The sequence below is a fragment of the Alloalcanivorax mobilis genome, from assembly GCF_002864685.1.
Classification (GTDB): Bacteria; Pseudomonadota; Gammaproteobacteria; order Pseudomonadales; family Alcanivoracaceae; genus Alloalcanivorax; species Alloalcanivorax mobilis.
The window spans coordinates 44,828-58,900 of sequence record NZ_NMQZ01000005.1 but is presented as its reverse complement, the minus strand read 5'-3'; the positions used below and the strand labels follow the sequence as shown (position 1 = coordinate 58,900).

General features: G+C 66.0%; 14 protein-coding genes. 8 read left to right on the top strand and 6 right to left on the bottom strand.

Features of this window, described 5'->3' with window-relative positions; genetic code table 11:
* Positions 1-103 precede the first annotated feature (103 nt).
* The 4 genes from CGS25_RS04360 to CGS25_RS04345 form a co-directional block, all read right to left on the bottom strand.
* Complete coding sequence (locus CGS25_RS04360; RefSeq protein ID WP_198588691.1) at positions 104-805, bottom strand: uroporphyrinogen-III synthase; 702 nt, start codon at positions 803-805, stop codon at positions 104-106.
* Positions 802-1,737, bottom strand: a complete 936-nt coding sequence (gene hemC, locus CGS25_RS04355) for a hydroxymethylbilane synthase (RefSeq protein WP_101674702.1) — start codon at positions 1,735-1,737, stop codon at positions 802-804. Before hemC ends, CGS25_RS04360 begins: the two co-directional genes overlap by 4 nt.
* A gap of 213 nt (positions 1,738-1,950) precedes the next feature.
* Positions 1,951-2,691 (bottom strand): LytR/AlgR family response regulator transcription factor, encoded by a 741-nt coding sequence (locus CGS25_RS04350; protein WP_089033588.1) that lies wholly within the window; start codon positions 2,689-2,691, stop codon positions 1,951-1,953.
* Positions 2,666-3,742, bottom strand: a complete 1,077-nt coding sequence (locus tag CGS25_RS04345) for a sensor histidine kinase (protein WP_089033589.1) — start codon at positions 3,740-3,742, stop codon at positions 2,666-2,668. Before CGS25_RS04345 ends, CGS25_RS04350 begins: the two co-directional genes overlap by 26 nt.
* A gap of 215 nt (positions 3,743-3,957) precedes the next feature.
* Here CGS25_RS04345 and argH point away from each other — a divergent pair, with 215 nt between their 5' ends.
* The 3 genes from argH to CGS25_RS04330 all read left to right on the top strand — a co-directional run bounded on the left by argH (position 3,958) and on the right by CGS25_RS04330 (position 8,212).
* On the top strand, positions 3,958-5,349 hold the full coding sequence (gene argH, locus CGS25_RS04340; RefSeq protein WP_101674701.1) for an argininosuccinate lyase: 1,392 nt from the start codon (positions 3,958-3,960) through the stop codon (positions 5,347-5,349).
* 821 nt (positions 5,350-6,170) lie between these two features.
* Positions 6,171-7,457 carry a glycerate kinase type-2 family protein gene (locus CGS25_RS04335; RefSeq protein WP_101674700.1) on the top strand — a complete coding sequence of 429 codons (1,287 nt, stop codon included), beginning with the start codon at positions 6,171-6,173 and terminating at the stop codon, positions 7,455-7,457.
* Between the two features lie 113 nt (positions 7,458-7,570).
* Complete coding sequence (locus tag CGS25_RS04330) at positions 7,571-8,212, top strand: endonuclease (protein ID WP_101674699.1); 642 nt, start codon at positions 7,571-7,573, stop codon at positions 8,210-8,212.
* Between the two features lie 80 nt (positions 8,213-8,292).
* On the opposite strand, the gene rnk is transcribed toward CGS25_RS04330, so the two are convergent.
* Positions 8,293-8,691, bottom strand: coding sequence for a nucleoside diphosphate kinase regulator (gene rnk, locus CGS25_RS04325; protein WP_101674698.1), 399 nt, complete (start codon positions 8,689-8,691; stop codon positions 8,293-8,295).
* Between the two features lie 180 nt (positions 8,692-8,871).
* On the opposite strand from rnk, the gene lptM reads away from it, so the two are divergent.
* Together lptM and lysA are read left to right on the top strand one after the other, a co-directional pair.
* Positions 8,872-9,036: an LPS translocon maturation chaperone LptM gene (gene lptM / locus CGS25_RS04320; protein ID WP_101674697.1), complete on the top strand. Its 165-nt coding sequence runs from the start codon at positions 8,872-8,874 to the stop codon at positions 9,034-9,036.
* Between the two features lies 1 nt (position 9,037).
* The gene (gene lysA, locus CGS25_RS04315) at positions 9,038-10,279 is read left to right on the top strand and encodes a diaminopimelate decarboxylase (RefSeq protein WP_101674696.1); all 1,242 of its coding nucleotides are present in this window, start codon (positions 9,038-9,040) and stop codon (positions 10,277-10,279) included.
* A gap of 110 nt (positions 10,280-10,389) precedes the next feature.
* Here the strand turns inward: lysA and CGS25_RS04310 are convergent, their stop codons facing one another.
* On the bottom strand, positions 10,390-11,226 hold the full coding sequence (locus tag CGS25_RS04310) for a 23S rRNA (adenine(2030)-N(6))-methyltransferase RlmJ (RefSeq protein WP_101674695.1): 837 nt from the start codon (positions 11,224-11,226) through the stop codon (positions 10,390-10,392).
* 305 nt (positions 11,227-11,531) lie between these two features.
* On the opposite strand from CGS25_RS04310, the gene dapF reads away from it, so the two are divergent.
* From dapF to xerC, 3 genes are read left to right on the top strand one after another with little or no spacing between them, the layout of a single operon-like run.
* Positions 11,532-12,407, top strand: a complete 876-nt coding sequence (gene dapF, locus CGS25_RS04305; RefSeq protein ID WP_101674694.1) for a diaminopimelate epimerase — start codon at positions 11,532-11,534, stop codon at positions 12,405-12,407.
* Complete coding sequence (locus tag CGS25_RS04300) at positions 12,404-13,117, top strand: DUF484 family protein (RefSeq protein ID WP_089033598.1); 714 nt, start codon at positions 12,404-12,406, stop codon at positions 13,115-13,117. The genes dapF and CGS25_RS04300 overlap by 4 nt, the downstream gene beginning before the upstream one ends.
* Entirely contained in the window at positions 13,114-14,013 is a 900-nt protein-coding gene (gene xerC, locus CGS25_RS04295; RefSeq protein ID WP_101674741.1) for a tyrosine recombinase XerC, read from the top strand. The genes CGS25_RS04300 and xerC overlap by 4 nt, the downstream gene beginning before the upstream one ends.
* Positions 14,014-14,073 lie beyond the last annotated feature (60 nt).

Below are 14,073 nucleotides of genomic sequence, written 5' to 3'. Positions count from 1 at the left end.
AGTTATCACACCTGGCGACAGTGATGTGGCCAATCAGGCCCGCACAACCCGCCGGGCACCGTGGTCCCGATGGCCAACCCGCCACGGCATGAACCTAAACGCATCATGGCGGCGGCAAGGCGGCGACCATGTCAATGTCGTGGGCGCTGGCGGCCACCACCACCGGCCCGGGGTGCGCTTCACGCACCCGCGCGGCGATCCGCTCGCCGGCGGCGATCACCCGCGCGTCGGCGGGCACGCTGGCCGCCATGGCCAGCCAGCCCTCGACACTGGTGACCATCACCGTGCCGGTGCCGTCCGGCCAGGCAAACCCCGGATTGGCGCGGCGCCGATAACAGGGCAGCACATCCACCCGGGCGCCGCGCTCACGCAGGCGCGCGGCCAGCCAGTCGCGGCCGCTCTCGCCACGGCAGATCAGAATGTTCCGCTCGTTGACGTCGGCCAGGCAAGGCAACGCCAGCACCGCCTCGGAGTTAAAGCCCCGCTGCGGCAGTTCCGGCGTCAGGCCGGCGTCACGGAGCACCGCCGCGGTGGCTTCGCCCACCGCCAGCCAGTGCACGCCCACCGGCCATTGCGGCCACAGGTCGGCGATCGCCGCCACGCCGTGGGCGGCGGCGTTGGCGCTGACGAAAAACACCGCGTGGTAGAGATCCAGATCCAACACCCGGCGGCGGTCCGGGTCGCCCAGCGGCAGCGGCGAGATCAACAGCGCCGGACTCACCAGCGGCTGGTGGCCGGCCTCACGCAGGCGCCTTGCCAGGCCTTCGGTCTGGCCATCCGGGCGGGTAATCAGCACCCGGCTCATGGGCGCTGGTAAAGCGCCTGCAGAATGCGGTCGGCGCCCTGGCCGAGCAGATCCTCGGCCACGCCAACGCCAAGGGCCGCCGCCTCGCCGCGCGGCGCCCGGGCCTCGGCGCGCAGCACCGTCTTGCCGTCTTCGCTGGCCACCAGGCCACGCAGCCACAGCGTGTCGCCCTCTTCGCGCAACGCGAACCCGGCGATCGGCACCTGGCAGCCGCCTTCCAGGCGCCGGTTCATGGCCCGCTCGGCGGTAACCCGGTCCCAGGTGAGCGGGTCGCTGAGCGGCGCCAGCAACGCGCTCACCCGCTCATCATCGGCCCGACATTCAATGCCCACGGCGCCCTGCCCCACCGCCGGCAGCAGTTCTTCCGGCGGCATTTCGTAACGGATTCGTGCCTGCATCCGCAGCCGCTTCAGCCCGGCGGCGGCCAGGATAATGGCGTCGAACTGGCCGTCGTCCAGTTTACCCAGCCGGGTCTGCACGTTACCGCGCAGGCTGGCAACCTGCAGATCCGGCCGCAGCGCCAGCGCCTGGGCCTGGCGGCGCAGGCTGGAGGTGCCCAATCGGGCTCCCTGGGGCAGGCTCATCAGCGCGTCGTGATGATTGGACACGAAGGCGTCGCGGGGGTCTTCGCGCTCGCAAATCACCGGCAGTGCCATGCCCTCGGGCAGCTCCATGGGCACATCCTTCATGGAATGCACCGCGATGTCGGCGCGGCCGTCCATCATCGCCTCTTCCAGTTCCTTAACGAACAGGCCCTTGCCGCCGATCTTCGCCAACGGCGTATCGAGAATCTTGTCGCCCTGGGTCTTGATCCGCACCAGCTCCACGCTCAGCCCCTGATGCAACGCTTCCAGCCGCTGTTGAACGTACTCCGCCTGCCAGATCGCCAAAGGACTGGAACGGGTGGCGATGCGCAGAATATCGGCGGGCATGGCAAGCTCCTTGCTGGAATGGGGAGGCATAGTCTAACGGAAAGCGGCGGACGGGCCGATGGGGGAACACGGAACGGGTTGCAGGGAACGGGGAGGCCATGCCGTGACAGATGCTTCTGCGCTAGAAGCAAGCTGCAAGCCTCAAGCTACAAGCCAAAAGCCGTGGGCGGCAAGGTGGGTCTACGTAGCCGCCCTTGCAGCTTGTTCCCCGGCCTAGCCGCGCCGTCCCAGTGCCCGGCGCAGCCCGGGCATATGCCGGCGGCTGACGCTGAGCGGCTTGCGCACTCCGCGCAGATGCACCTCGTAGCCACCCCGGCGACAGGTTTCCATGCTTTCGATAAAGTGCAACGAAGCCAGGGTGCTGCGATGGATGCGCACGAACAGGTCGCCGAATTCGCCTTCCAGGGTCTTGAGCGGTTCATCGAGCAACACATGCCCGCCGGGATGGTGAGCGGCGACGTATTTCTGGTCGGCCTGGAAATAACGCACGTCTTCCACCGGCACCAGTTCCAAGCCCCGATGAGTGCGGGCGCTCAGGTGGCGGCGGCGTTCCGGCCGGTGCGCCGCCAGTTTGTGGGTCATCTCCGCCAGTTGCAGGCGGTTCAGCGAGCGAGCCTTCTCCAGCGCGCGATTGAGATCCTCGCGGCCCACCGGTTTAAGCAGATAATCCACCGCGTGCACGCGGAACGCTTGCAGGGCGTGATCCTCGTAGGCGGTGCAGAAGATCACCGCCGGCGGGCTGTCGAGCAAGTCCAGATGGGCGGCGGCCTCGACGCCGTCCATGTCCGGCATGCGAATGTCCATCAACACCACATCCGGGTTCAGACGGCTGGCCTGTTCAATCACTTCCCGGCCATTGCTGGCCTCGCCCACCACCTCCATGTGAAAACGTTCCACCAGGCGCCGCAGCCGCAGCCGCGCCAGGGCTTCATCGTCGCATACCAGTATCCGCATCCGGCTTTCTCCCCTTGTCCACCCGCCGTCCCAACGGCCAGGTGATCAGCACTTCGAATTGTTGTTGTTCGGCGCGGCAATGAAAGGTCACCGCGGTGCCATGAATCGCCTCCAGGCGGTGGCGGATGTTTTCCAGCGCCATGCGATTGCCCTCATGCCGGTTGCCTCCCGGCGGCTTTGGGTTACTGACGTGCAAACTGACACGCCCGTCGGCTTCGCGCACCGACACCGTTACCAGGCCGCCTTCAGTAAGCGGCTGGATACCATGATAAATCGCATTTTCCAGCAACGGCTGCAAGGTCAGAAGCGGCACGCTCACGCTCGCCGGGTCCACCTCAATGTGCCACTGCAAGCGCAAACGCTCACCCATGCGCAATTGCTCAATGCGCACATAGCGCTCGCACAGCGCCAGTTCCTCGGCCAGCGAAACCGGTTCCGCGCCTTCCTTCAGGCTGGCGCGGAACAATCGGGAAAGGTCCTCCACCGCCTGTTCGGCGGCGTCCGGATCGACCGCGATCAAGGTGGCGATGATATTCATTGAATTGAACAGGAAATGCGGACGGATGCGCGATTGCAGCGATTCGATCCGTGATTTCAGCGCCGCCTGTTCCTTGAGCTTGAGCTGCTCCTGCACATAGAAGTAGCGCATCACCAGACCGGCGACAATGGCACTGATCAGCACATTGGCGACCACGTCCCGGTGCCAGGCACCGCCGGCGCCACTGCCGGAGATCCACCCCAAAAGGTGGCGCGCGAACACGCTGAACAGCAGCGTATCCAGCACCACAACGCCGACCACCGCCAACCCCGCCCAGGCCGCCGGCAAGCGGTTGAAACGCGCGCGCATCTGGCACACCAGCGCCGCCGAGGTGAGGCCGATCCACTGAATCAACAGTGACGTCAGCGCCAGCCGTTCGAAACTGAACGGCGCGTAGTAACTGCCCACCAGCGCCATCACAATCGCCATCAGCTCGCACACCACCACCAGCACCAATACCGCGCGGGTGGCGCACAGGTCGGGCAAGAAAGCGTTTTGGCTTGGCTCGGTCATGGTTGCTCTTATTTGTCGGGTACGAAGCCGGCATGCCGACGGGAAGTTTAAAGTTAAAAGTTAAAACGCGGCGACCAGCCCTGCCGCCGGCACGGCCGTGCCCGCGCTTGTCACTTGTAACTTTAAACTTGCTCCTGGGTTTGCCTACGATACCACCGCCCGCCGGTGCTATACTGCGCGCCCTGTCTATTTCAGTGCCGGACGTGAGCAGCAAGATGAGTGACCAGCAGCAAAACAAACTCTGGGGCGGCCGCTTCAGTGAGTCCACCGATGCCTTCGTGCAGGCGTTCACCGCCAGCGTCGCCTTCGACCAGCGCATGTATCGGCAGGACATCCAGGGCTCCCAGGCCCACGCCACCATGCTCGCCGAAGTGGGCGTGCTCACCGATGACGAGCGCGACGCCATTGTTCAGGGGCTGGACGAAATCCGCGCCGAGATCGAAGCCGGCGAGTTCCAGTGGTCGGTGGCCCTGGAAGACGTGCACATGAACATCGAGGCTCGGCTTACCGACAAAATCGGCATCACCGGCAAGAAGCTGCACACCGGCCGCTCGCGCAACGATCAGGTGGCCACCGACATCCGCCTGTGGCTGCGCGACGAGATCGACCTGATCGGCACCGAAATGCTGCGCCTGATGACCGGTCTGCTGGATCTGGCCGAGCGCGAAGCGGCCACCATCATGCCCGGCTTCACCCATCTGCAGACCGCCCAGCCGGTCACCTTCGGCCATCATCTGCTGGCCTGGTTCGAGATGCTCAAGCGCGACCGGGAACGGCTCGCCGACTGCCGCAAGCGGGTCAACCGCATGCCGCTGGGCGCCGCCGCCCTGGCCGGCACCACCTATCCGATCAACCGTCAGCGCACCTGCGAACTGCTCGGTTTCGACGGCGTCTGCGAAAACTCCCTGGACGCGGTCGGTGATCGGGATTTCGCCATTGAGTTCTGCGCCCTGGCGGCGTTGTGCGGCACGCACATGTCGCGCATCAGTGAAGAACTGGTGCTGTGGACCAGCGCCCAATTCAACTTTATCGACCTGCCAGACCGTTTCTGCACCGGCAGCTCGATCATGCCGCAGAAGAAAAACCCGGACGTACCGGAACTGGTGCGCGGCAAGACCGGGCGGCTGAATGGCCACCTGATCAGCCTGCTGACCCTGATGAAAAGCCAACCGCTCGCCTACAACAAGGACAACCAGGAAGACAAGGAACCGCTGTTCGACGCGGTCGATACCCTGGCCGGCTGCCTGCGCGCCTTCGCCGACATGATCCCGGCCCTGGAACCCAACCGGGAAGTCATGCGCGAAGCGGCCCGCCGCGGCTTCGCCACCGCCACCGACCTGGCCGATTACCTGGTGCGCAAGGGCATCGCCTTCCGTGACTCCCACGAGATCGTCGGCAAGGCGGTGGCCTACGGCGTGGAAAAGAAAAAGGACCTCGGCGACATGTCGATTTCCGAGTTGCGCCAATTCAGCGACCAGATCGACGACGACGTGTTCGAAGTGCTGACCCTGGAAGGCTCGGTCAGCGCCCGCAACCACATCGGCGGCACCGCCCCGGATCAGGTGCGCGCGGCGGTAAAGCGCGGGCGCGAGTTGCTGGCCGGCTGAGCGGCTGTTTTTACCCCTCTCCCCTCAAAGCGGAAGGGGCCGGCTGGAGAGGCCGGAGACTTTCCAACCGACCCAGTCTTGTACAAACCCTCCTGGCGCGTCCCTTCTCCCCGCGAGGGCGGAAGGGACCGGCTGGAGAGGCCGGAGACTCTCCAACCGGCCCGGTCTTGTACACACCTCCAGGCGCGTCCCCTCTCCCCTCAAGGCGGAAGGGACCGGCTGGAGAGGCCGGAGACTCTCCAACCGGCCCGGTCTTGTACACACCTCCAGGCGCGTCCCCTCTCCCCTCAAGGCGGAAGGGACCGGCTGGAGAGGCCGGAGACTCTCCAACCGGCCCGGTCTTGTACACACCTCCAGGCGCGTCCCCTCTCCCCTCAAGGCGGAAGGGGCCGGCTGGAGAGGCCGGAGACTCTCCAACCGGCCCGGTCTTGTACACACCCTCCTGGCGCGTCCCTTCTCCCCTCAACGCGGAAGGGGCCGGCTGGAGAGGCCGGAGACTTTCCAACCGACCCAGTCTTGTACAAACCCTCCTGGCGCGTCCCTTCTCCCCTCAACGCGGAAGGGGCCGGCTGGAGAGGGCGGAGACTTTCCAACCGACCCAGTCTTGTACAAACCCTCCTGGCGCGTCCCCTCTCCCCTCAAAGCGGAATGGGCCTGCCGGAGAGGCCGGAGATTCCCCAACCGGCCCGGTCTTGTACACACCCTCCTGGAGCGTCCCCTCTCCCCTCGAGGGAGAGGGACAGGGAGAGGGGGAGGGGGAGGGGGAGGGAAAGAAAGCAACCCCCTGTGCAACCCCGCGCCACTGTGCTTAATTGCCCTTCATGGACAACCCCAAAGCCTTTCTGAAAAGCCTGTTCGACGCCGCCGTGGCGGCGGCGCTGCCGGAGCGTTGCCTGCCCGCGCACCTGCCCGAACCCGCCGCTGGGCGCACGGTGGTGATCGGCGCCGGCAAGGCGGCGGCGCGGATGGCGGCGGTGCTGGAAAAACACTGGCTGGAGCAACACGGGCGCAGCGCCTCGGAGACACTGAGCGGCCTGGTGGTGACCGCTTACGGTCAGGCGGTGCCGACCCGATTCATCGAGGTGCTGGAAGCGGCCCACCCGGTGCCGGACGAAGCCGGTGAACGAGCGGCGCGGCGCATGCTGGAAAAGGTGGCCGGCCTCACCGCCGATGATCAGGTGATCGCGCTGATCTCCGGCGGCGGCTCGTCGTTGCTGCCGCTGCCGGCACCGGGACTGACCCTGGACGACAAACAAACCCTGGGCCGGGCGCTGTTGCGCAGCGGCGCCACCATCGGCGAGATCAACACGGTGCGCCGCCATCTTTCCGCGATCAAGGGCGGCCACCTGGCGGCGGCGTGCCACCCCGCCGCCGTCACCACCCTGTTGATTTCCGATGTGCCTGGCGACCGCCCCTGGGAGATCGCCTCCGGACCCACCGTGGGCGATCCCACCACCTGCGACGAGGCCCTGGCCATCATCGACCGGTATGCCATCGAGGTGCCCTCTTCATTGCGTGCCCATCTGAAAAGCGGCCGTGGGGAAACCTTGAAACCGGGCGATGCGCGGCTGGCCGGCGGCCAGACGCGCATCATCGCCAGTGCCCAGCACGCGCTTGAAGCGGCGGCGGACGCCGCCCGCGCCGCCGGCATCACGCCGCTGATCCTGGGCGACGCACTGGAAGGCGAGGCCCGTGAACTGGGCCGGGTGATGGCCGGCATCGCCACCCAGGTACGCCGCCACGGCCAGCCGCTGCCGGCCCCCTGTGTGCTGCTCAGCGGCGGCGAGACCACCGTCACCGTGCGCGGTGAGGGCGTCGGCGGGCGCAACGTGGAAGCCCTGCTCGGCTTTGGCCTGGCGCTCACCGAACACGCCGGCATTCATGCCCTGTTCGCCGACACCGACGGCATTGATGGCGGCGCATCGACCGCTGGCGCCCTGTGGACACCCACCACCCTGGAGCGCGCCCACCAAGCCGGCCTCGACCCACGCGGCGCCCTGCACAACAACGATGCCCACCCATTCTTCGCCACCCTGGGCGATGACCTGGTCAGCGGCGCCACCGGCACCAACGTCAACGATTTCCGGGCGGTGCTGATCCTGCCCTGATCGTCGGTCGAGGTCCGCTCCATCAACGACTGTAAAAATCCACCGCTGGTGCCGGAATCCGCTTGGCCACGGTTCTATTCTGGTCAGGTTTCTCGACAACATCCGGAGGCCTTATGTCCACGCAATCACAACGCGTTCAGGCTCTTCTTCATCGCCACGGCCGCACCTTCGCCGCGGAGCTGGGCGCCCCGCTGGAACGCAATACGCCTTCCCCATTGTTTCAGCTTTTGTGCCTGTCGCTGCTGACCAGCGCGCCGGTTCAGGCCAGCGTCGCGATGAGCGGCGCCCGGGCGCTGGCCAAAGCCGGCTGGAAAAGTCCGCGTAAAATGCGTGAAAGCACCTGGACGCAACGCACCCGGACACTCAATGAATCCGGCTATGCGCGCGTTGATGAAAAAACCGCCAGCCAGTTGGAGGAAGTCACCGACGCCCTGATGACTCGCTACGCCGGCGACCTGCGCAAGCTGCGCGCCGAGGCCGATGGCGATCCGCAAGCGGCGCGCCGGGCCTTGCAGCGGTTCAAGGGAATCGGCGCCACCGGAGCGGGTATTTTTTTACGCGAGGTGCAAACCGTCTGGCCGGAGTTCTATCCCTATGCCGATCAGGCGGCGCTGAAGACCGCCGGGGAGCTTGACCTGCCCAGCCGCGCCGACGATCTGGCCCGACTGGTATCACAAAGACGCTTCCCGGAACTGGTCGCCGCGCTGGTGCGCACCCGCTTGAACAAGGATCTGGCCGCGATCCGGGAAGCCTGACAAACACGGTGACAAACACGGGACACTCAACTCACACCGCTCCGAAACGAGCGGTGTGAGTGTTTACCTGCTGTGCGGTTTCACAAATCGAAATCGCCAGCCGCTTCAGGCTGGTACTCGATCTCCAGAATGCTCAAGCGCAGGGTGCGCCCGTTCGGCCCCGGCCAGTCGATGCTCTGCCCCACCGACAATCCCAGCAGCGCCGCGCCCACCGGCGCCAGCACCGAAACACAATCGGGCCGCCCGATGTCGCGCGGGTAGACCAGCGTCACCGCCCATTCCCGGCCACTGGATTGCTCCCGGCAGCGGACCCGGGAGTTCATCGTCACCACGTTCGCCGGCACCGCCGCCGGCGCCACTACGGTGGCGCGCAGCAGTTCCTCCTCAAGGTCGGCGCTGGCGTCGTCGGCAAGTTTCTCCAACAGCGGTTCCAGGCGGCTGACATCCAGGCTCGATACGGTAATCGGCGGCGGCAACATGATTTTCTCCACAATGCCCGGTACCCGGGCAGGCAAAAAAAGGGCGCTCCGATGGAACGCCCGCGTGTACCACGGATAGTAGTCCGCCGCGCCGCGAAGAGCCAGCCGCGCGCATCGTCGGCCGGCGGAGAAACCGCTATACTGCCCGCTCTCGGACCTGTTCCCGTTGGAGGGTGTTCAATGCGTGTAGTTTGCTTGCTAACACTGGCACTGCTGGCCGGTTGCGGCCAGAAGGGGCCACTGTATTTCGCGCCCAAGGAGCCGGCCAAGGCGGCCCCGCCAACGCAACAGGCCACCCCGGCAGCGGATCGGGAAGACGATAACGACGACTCGGATCAGGATTGATATGGACCCCTTCCCCTACCGCGGTGGCGAACTGCACGCCGAAGAGCTGCCCCTGGCGTTGCTGGCGGAGCGTTTCGACACGCCGTTGTACGTCTATTCCCGGGCCGCGCTGGAACAGCACTATCGTGCGTTCGACGAGGCCTTTGGCGATCACCCGCACCGGGTCTGCTACGCGGTCAAGGCGAACAGCAATCTGGCGGTTTTGAATGTGCTGGCGCGCGCCGGCGCCGGCTTTGATATCGTCTCCGGCGGAGAGCTGGAGCGGGTGCTGCGCGCTGGCGGCGCACCGGACAAAATCGTGTTCTCCGGAGTGGGCAAGACCGCCGGCGAAATGGCGGAAGCGCTCAAGGCAGGCATTCATTGCTTCAACGTGGAGTCCGCCGCCGAGCTGGAATTACTGAATCTGGTGGCCGGTGAATTGTCGATGCAGGCGCCGGTGTCGATTCGCGTTAACCCGGACGTGGACGCCCAGACCCACCCGTACATTTCCACCGGCCTGAAAGAAAACAAGTTCGGCGTCGACATCAAAAAGGCGCCGGCGCTGTACCAGCGTGGCGCCGAGTTGCCGCACATCCGCATTATCGGCATCGACTGCCACATCGGCAGCCAGCTGACCCGGCTTGATCCCTTCGAGGATGCCCTGGAGCGGGTGCTCAAGCTGCTCGACGAACTGCAGGGCCTGGGCATCGAGATCCAGCACCTGGACCTGGGCGGTGGTCTGGGCGTGACTTACCGCGACGAAGCACCGCCGGCGCCGGCGGATTACGTGGCCGCCCTGCTCAAGCACATTCCCGGCGACCTGCCGGTGCACATTGAGCCGGGCCGTTCGATCGCCGCCAACGCCGGCGTTCTGCTCACCAAGGTGCTCTATCTCAAGCCCACCGAACACCGCAATTTCGCCATCGTCGACGGGGCCATGAACGATCTGCTGCGGCCCAGCCTGTACGCCGCCTGGCAGGAGATCGTGCCGGTCACGCCCCATGAAGCGGACTGCCGCGATTGGGACATCGTCGGCCCGGTGTGCGAAACCGGCGACTTCCTCGGCAAGGACCGCGCCCTGGCCCTGGAGCCCGGCGACCTGCTGGCGGTGCGCTCCGCCGGCGCCTACGGCTTCGCCATGGCCAGCAACTACAACAGCCGCAACCGCGCCGCCGAAGTCATGGTGGACGGCGATCAGGCGTTCCTGGTGCGCGCCCGCGAAACCATCGAGGAACAACTGAAACTGGAATCGTTGATTCCCTAGCAACAAAAAAAAGTTGAAAGTTGAAGGTTAAAAGTTGAAAGAAGCACGCCGGATACGTACAAGCCGATTGGCAACGCCCCTTCAACTTTTAACTTTTAACTTTCTCCTTGTTACTCCTCCCCATACCCTTTCACCATCCAACCCCCGCCGCCTTGCGCCAGCGCCTTGTGCAACACCGGCAGGGCGGTTTCCATTTTCTTGTCCAGCCCCCAGGGCGGGTTGATCACCACCATGCCCGAGCCGGTCATGCCGTGGGCGCTGCCCGGTTGGCGCACGTTCAGTTCCAGGCGCAGTGCCCGGGTGCCGAGCGCCACCAGGCGCTCGGCGTAGGCGTCCGCGCGGCGCCGGCCGATCACCGGGTACCAGATCGCGAAGCAGCCGGTGTTGAAGCGGCGCAGGCCCTCGACCAGACCGGCCAGGGTATGCGCTTCGTCACCCTCCAGTTCATAGGAGGGGTCCACCAGCACCAGGCCGCGCTTGTGCGCCGCCGGCAGCAGCGATTTCAGCCCCCGGTTGGCGTCGTCATGGAACACCCGGATGCGCTCGTCGCCCTCGAACAGGGCCGCCAGCACCGGGTAATCGCTGTTGTGCAGTTCGGTGATCTGCAGCCGGTCTTGCTCACGCAGCAGTTCCGCGCTGATCGCCGGTGAGCCCGGGTAGCGGCGCAACGGCCCACCGTCGTTGAAGCCGGCGATCAGATCCAGATAGCGGTCGATCACCTCCACACCGGTCTGCCGGCCGTATAAACGGCCCACCCCATCCTGATATTCACCGGTCTTCTGCATGTGCTCCGAGGCCACTTCATACAACCCGGCGCCGCCGTGGGTGTCGTGCACCACCAGCGGCTTATCCTTGAACTGCAGGTAATCCAGAATCGCGATCTGAACCAGATGCTTGAGCACATCGGCGAAATTGCCGGCGTGGTAGGAATGGCGGTAAGAGAGCATGGGGCATCCGAAAGAGTGGGAGCAGGCATTGTAAACGAGCTGCGGAATGGGGCGATATCGATACAGGATGCAGGATACAGGATTCAGCGCGGGAAAGGCCGGAGCCGCCGAAGCGCTCACAGCCGCGCGGTGGCGCTGGGGTCGTGGCCTCCGTCTGCGCCGGGCGCGCGGGCATGGCCTTCCCGTACGCCAGAACTTCGCCCGCGCTGAATCCTGAATCCTGAATCCTGTATCCTGAATCCTGTATCCCGCCCCCGGTTCCCCCTACAATACCTTCACCGCAGACCTTCCCCGGAACCGGTTCGATGAAACTCCAGTTCACCAAAATGCACGGCCTCGGCAATGACTTCCTGGTGGTGGATGGCATTCGCCAGCCCCTGCCCGAGGACGGGCCGCCGCTGCCCGAGGCGGAGCTGCGGCGGCTGGGTGATCGCCACTTCGGGGTCGGTTTTGATCAGATGCTGGTGGTGCAGCCCAGCCGTCATGACGGCGTCGATTTCCGTTACCGGATTTTCAATGCCGACGGCTCCGAAGTAAGCCAGTGCGGCAACGGCGCGCGCTGTTTCGCCCGCTTCGTGCGCGATCAGGGCCTCACCGACAAGCACGAGATCACCGTGGAGACGCGCGCCGGGCGCATGCTGCTGCGGGTCACCGACGACGGCCTGGTGACCGTGGACATGGGCGCGCCCCAATGGGCGCCGGCGGACATCCCGATGATCGCCAAACAACAGGCCGACACCTACCTGCTGGTGGCCGGGCAAAACGCCTATGAAGTGGCGGCGGTGGGGCTCGGCAATCCGCACTGCGTGATGCTGGTGGAAAACGTGGATTCCGCCCCGGTGGCCACGGTCGGGCCGCTGCTGGAGCGCCACGAGCAGTTCCCCGAGCGCGTTAACGTGGGCTTTATGCAGATCGTTTTGCGCAGCGAAATCCGCCTGCGGGTGTTCGAACGGGGCGCCGGCGAGACACTGGCCTGCGGGTCGGGCGCCTGCGCGGCGGTGCTGTGCGGCCAGCGGCGTGGCTTTCTGGACAGCACCGTGACCGTGCATCTGCCCGGCGGCAGCCTGCAGGTGCATTACGCCGGCGAAGGCGGTGTGCGGATGACAGGCCCGGCCAGCCGTGTCTATGATGGCGAAATCCAGGTGCAACTGACGACCCCGGGCGAAGGAGCCGCTGAATGACGGACGACAAGCAAGCCGGACCCGATCAGGTGGCCGCCTATCTGCGCGATCACCCGGAATTCTTCCAGCACCGCCCCGAGCTGCTGGAGCTGATGCGCCTGCCCGATCCGCGCGGGCCAGCGGTGTCGCTGCTGGAGCGCCAGGCGGCGATCCTGCGCGAGCGCAATCAGGAACTGCGCGAGCGCCTCAACGGCCTGATCGACGTGGCCCGCGAGAACGACAAACTGTTTGAACACACCCGCCGCCTGACGCTGTCCTTGCTGGAGGCACGCACCAGCGACAAGCTGTTCCGCCAGTTGCTGCGCAGCCTGGAAGAAGAGTTCCGTTGCGACGCGGTGGCGTTGTTGCTGCACGATCGCGAAATGCCCCTGCTCGGCGAGGTGCGCAAGCAGGTGCGTTTTGTCGATGGCGAGGAGCTGCCCAGCGCCCTGGCGCCGTTGCTGCGCACCGGCAAGGCGCTGTGCGGTGTGCTGCGCAAGGAAGAGCTGGAAGCGCTGTTTCTGGACCAGGCGGAGCCGATTCACTCCGCCGCCATGGTGCCGCTGGACCACAACGGCCGCCTCGGCGTGCTCGCCATCGGCAGCCGCGACGCCATGCACTTCCGCAGCTCCATGGGCACGTTGTTCATCACCCACATTGGCGAGGTGCTCAGCCGCCGCCTGGTGGAAGTGGGCCGCACCAGCAGCAGCCGCCAGGCGCAGCGCGCCTGACCGTGGACGACGCCATCGCCGCCTTCGTGCGCCACCTGGCCAGCGAGCGGCGGCTCTCCCCCCACACCGTGAACCATTACCGGCGCGACCTGGAACGGGCCGCGCCGCATCTGCCCCGCCCCTGGTCCGCCACCACCGGCCACGACGTTCGCGCGCTGGTCGCGCGCCTGCACCGCGAGGGCCTGGGCGGGCGCAGCATCCAGCGGCTGCTGTCCACCCTGCGCACCTTTTACGGTTTTCTGATTCGCGAAGGCCAGGCGCGCGACAACCCGGCGTTGGATATCCGCGCGCCGAAAAGCGGCAAACGGCTGCCCAAAGCACTGGACGCGGACCAGGTGACCCACCTGCTCGACAGCCCCACCGGCGAAGGCCCCCTGGCGTTGCGTGATCAGGCCATGCTGGAATTGCTGTACGCCTGCGGGCTGCGTCTGGCGGAGTTGATCGGGCTGAATCTGAACGACGCCGACCTGGTCGAAGGCCGCGTCACGGTCACCGGCAAGGGCAACAAGACCCGCCGGGTACCGATGGGGAAGCCGGCCCAGGCGGCGTTGCGCCAGTGGCTCAAGGCGCGCCCGGCGCTGGTCGCCGATCCGGACCAGCCGGCCCTGTTCGTGAGCCAGCGGGGCCGGCGCATTTCACCATCGAGCGTGCAGCAGCGCCTTAAACGCAGCGCCCTGACGCGCGGCCTGGAAGATCACCTGCACCCGCACAAGCTGCGCCATTCGTTCGCCACCCACCTGCTTGAATCCTCCGGCGACCTGCGCGCCGTGCAGGAACTGCTGGGCCACGCCAATCTGAGCACCACCCAGGTGTATACCCACCTGGATTTTCAGCACCTGGCCCGGATCTACGACGGCGCCCACCCCCGGGCGCAACGAAAAGAGGACGATGAGTAAGCCCTCACATCGTGCTCAACGGAGGATTCCTCGCCCCGCCGATCACCGCTATGATGCCAG

Coding starts and splice junctions, on each gene's coding strand:
- CGS25_RS04360 (WP_198588691.1), bottom strand. CDS start 805: ATGAGCCGGGTGCTGATTACCCGCCCGGATGGCCAGACCGAAGGCCTG.
- hemC (WP_101674702.1), bottom strand. CDS start 1,737: ATGCCCGCCGATATTCTGCGCATCGCCACCCGTTCCAGTCCTTTGGCG.
- CGS25_RS04350 (WP_089033588.1), bottom strand. CDS start 2,691: ATGCGGATACTGGTATGCGACGATGAAGCCCTGGCGCGGCTGCGGCTG.
- CGS25_RS04345 (WP_089033589.1), bottom strand. CDS start 3,742: ATGACCGAGCCAAGCCAAAACGCTTTCTTGCCCGACCTGTGCGCCACC.
- argH (WP_101674701.1), top strand. CDS start 3,958: ATGAGTGACCAGCAGCAAAACAAACTCTGGGGCGGCCGCTTCAGTGAG.
- CGS25_RS04335 (WP_101674700.1), top strand. CDS start 6,171: ATGGACAACCCCAAAGCCTTTCTGAAAAGCCTGTTCGACGCCGCCGTG.
- CGS25_RS04330 (WP_101674699.1), top strand. CDS start 7,571: ATGTCCACGCAATCACAACGCGTTCAGGCTCTTCTTCATCGCCACGGC.
- rnk (WP_101674698.1), bottom strand. CDS start 8,691: ATGTTGCCGCCGCCGATTACCGTATCGAGCCTGGATGTCAGCCGCCTG.
- lptM (WP_101674697.1), top strand. CDS start 8,872: ATGCGTGTAGTTTGCTTGCTAACACTGGCACTGCTGGCCGGTTGCGGC.
- lysA (WP_101674696.1), top strand. CDS start 9,038: ATGGACCCCTTCCCCTACCGCGGTGGCGAACTGCACGCCGAAGAGCTG.
- CGS25_RS04310 (WP_101674695.1), bottom strand. CDS start 11,226: ATGCTCTCTTACCGCCATTCCTACCACGCCGGCAATTTCGCCGATGTG.
- dapF (WP_101674694.1), top strand. CDS start 11,532: ATGAAACTCCAGTTCACCAAAATGCACGGCCTCGGCAATGACTTCCTG.
- CGS25_RS04300 (WP_089033598.1), top strand. CDS start 12,404: ATGACGGACGACAAGCAAGCCGGACCCGATCAGGTGGCCGCCTATCTG.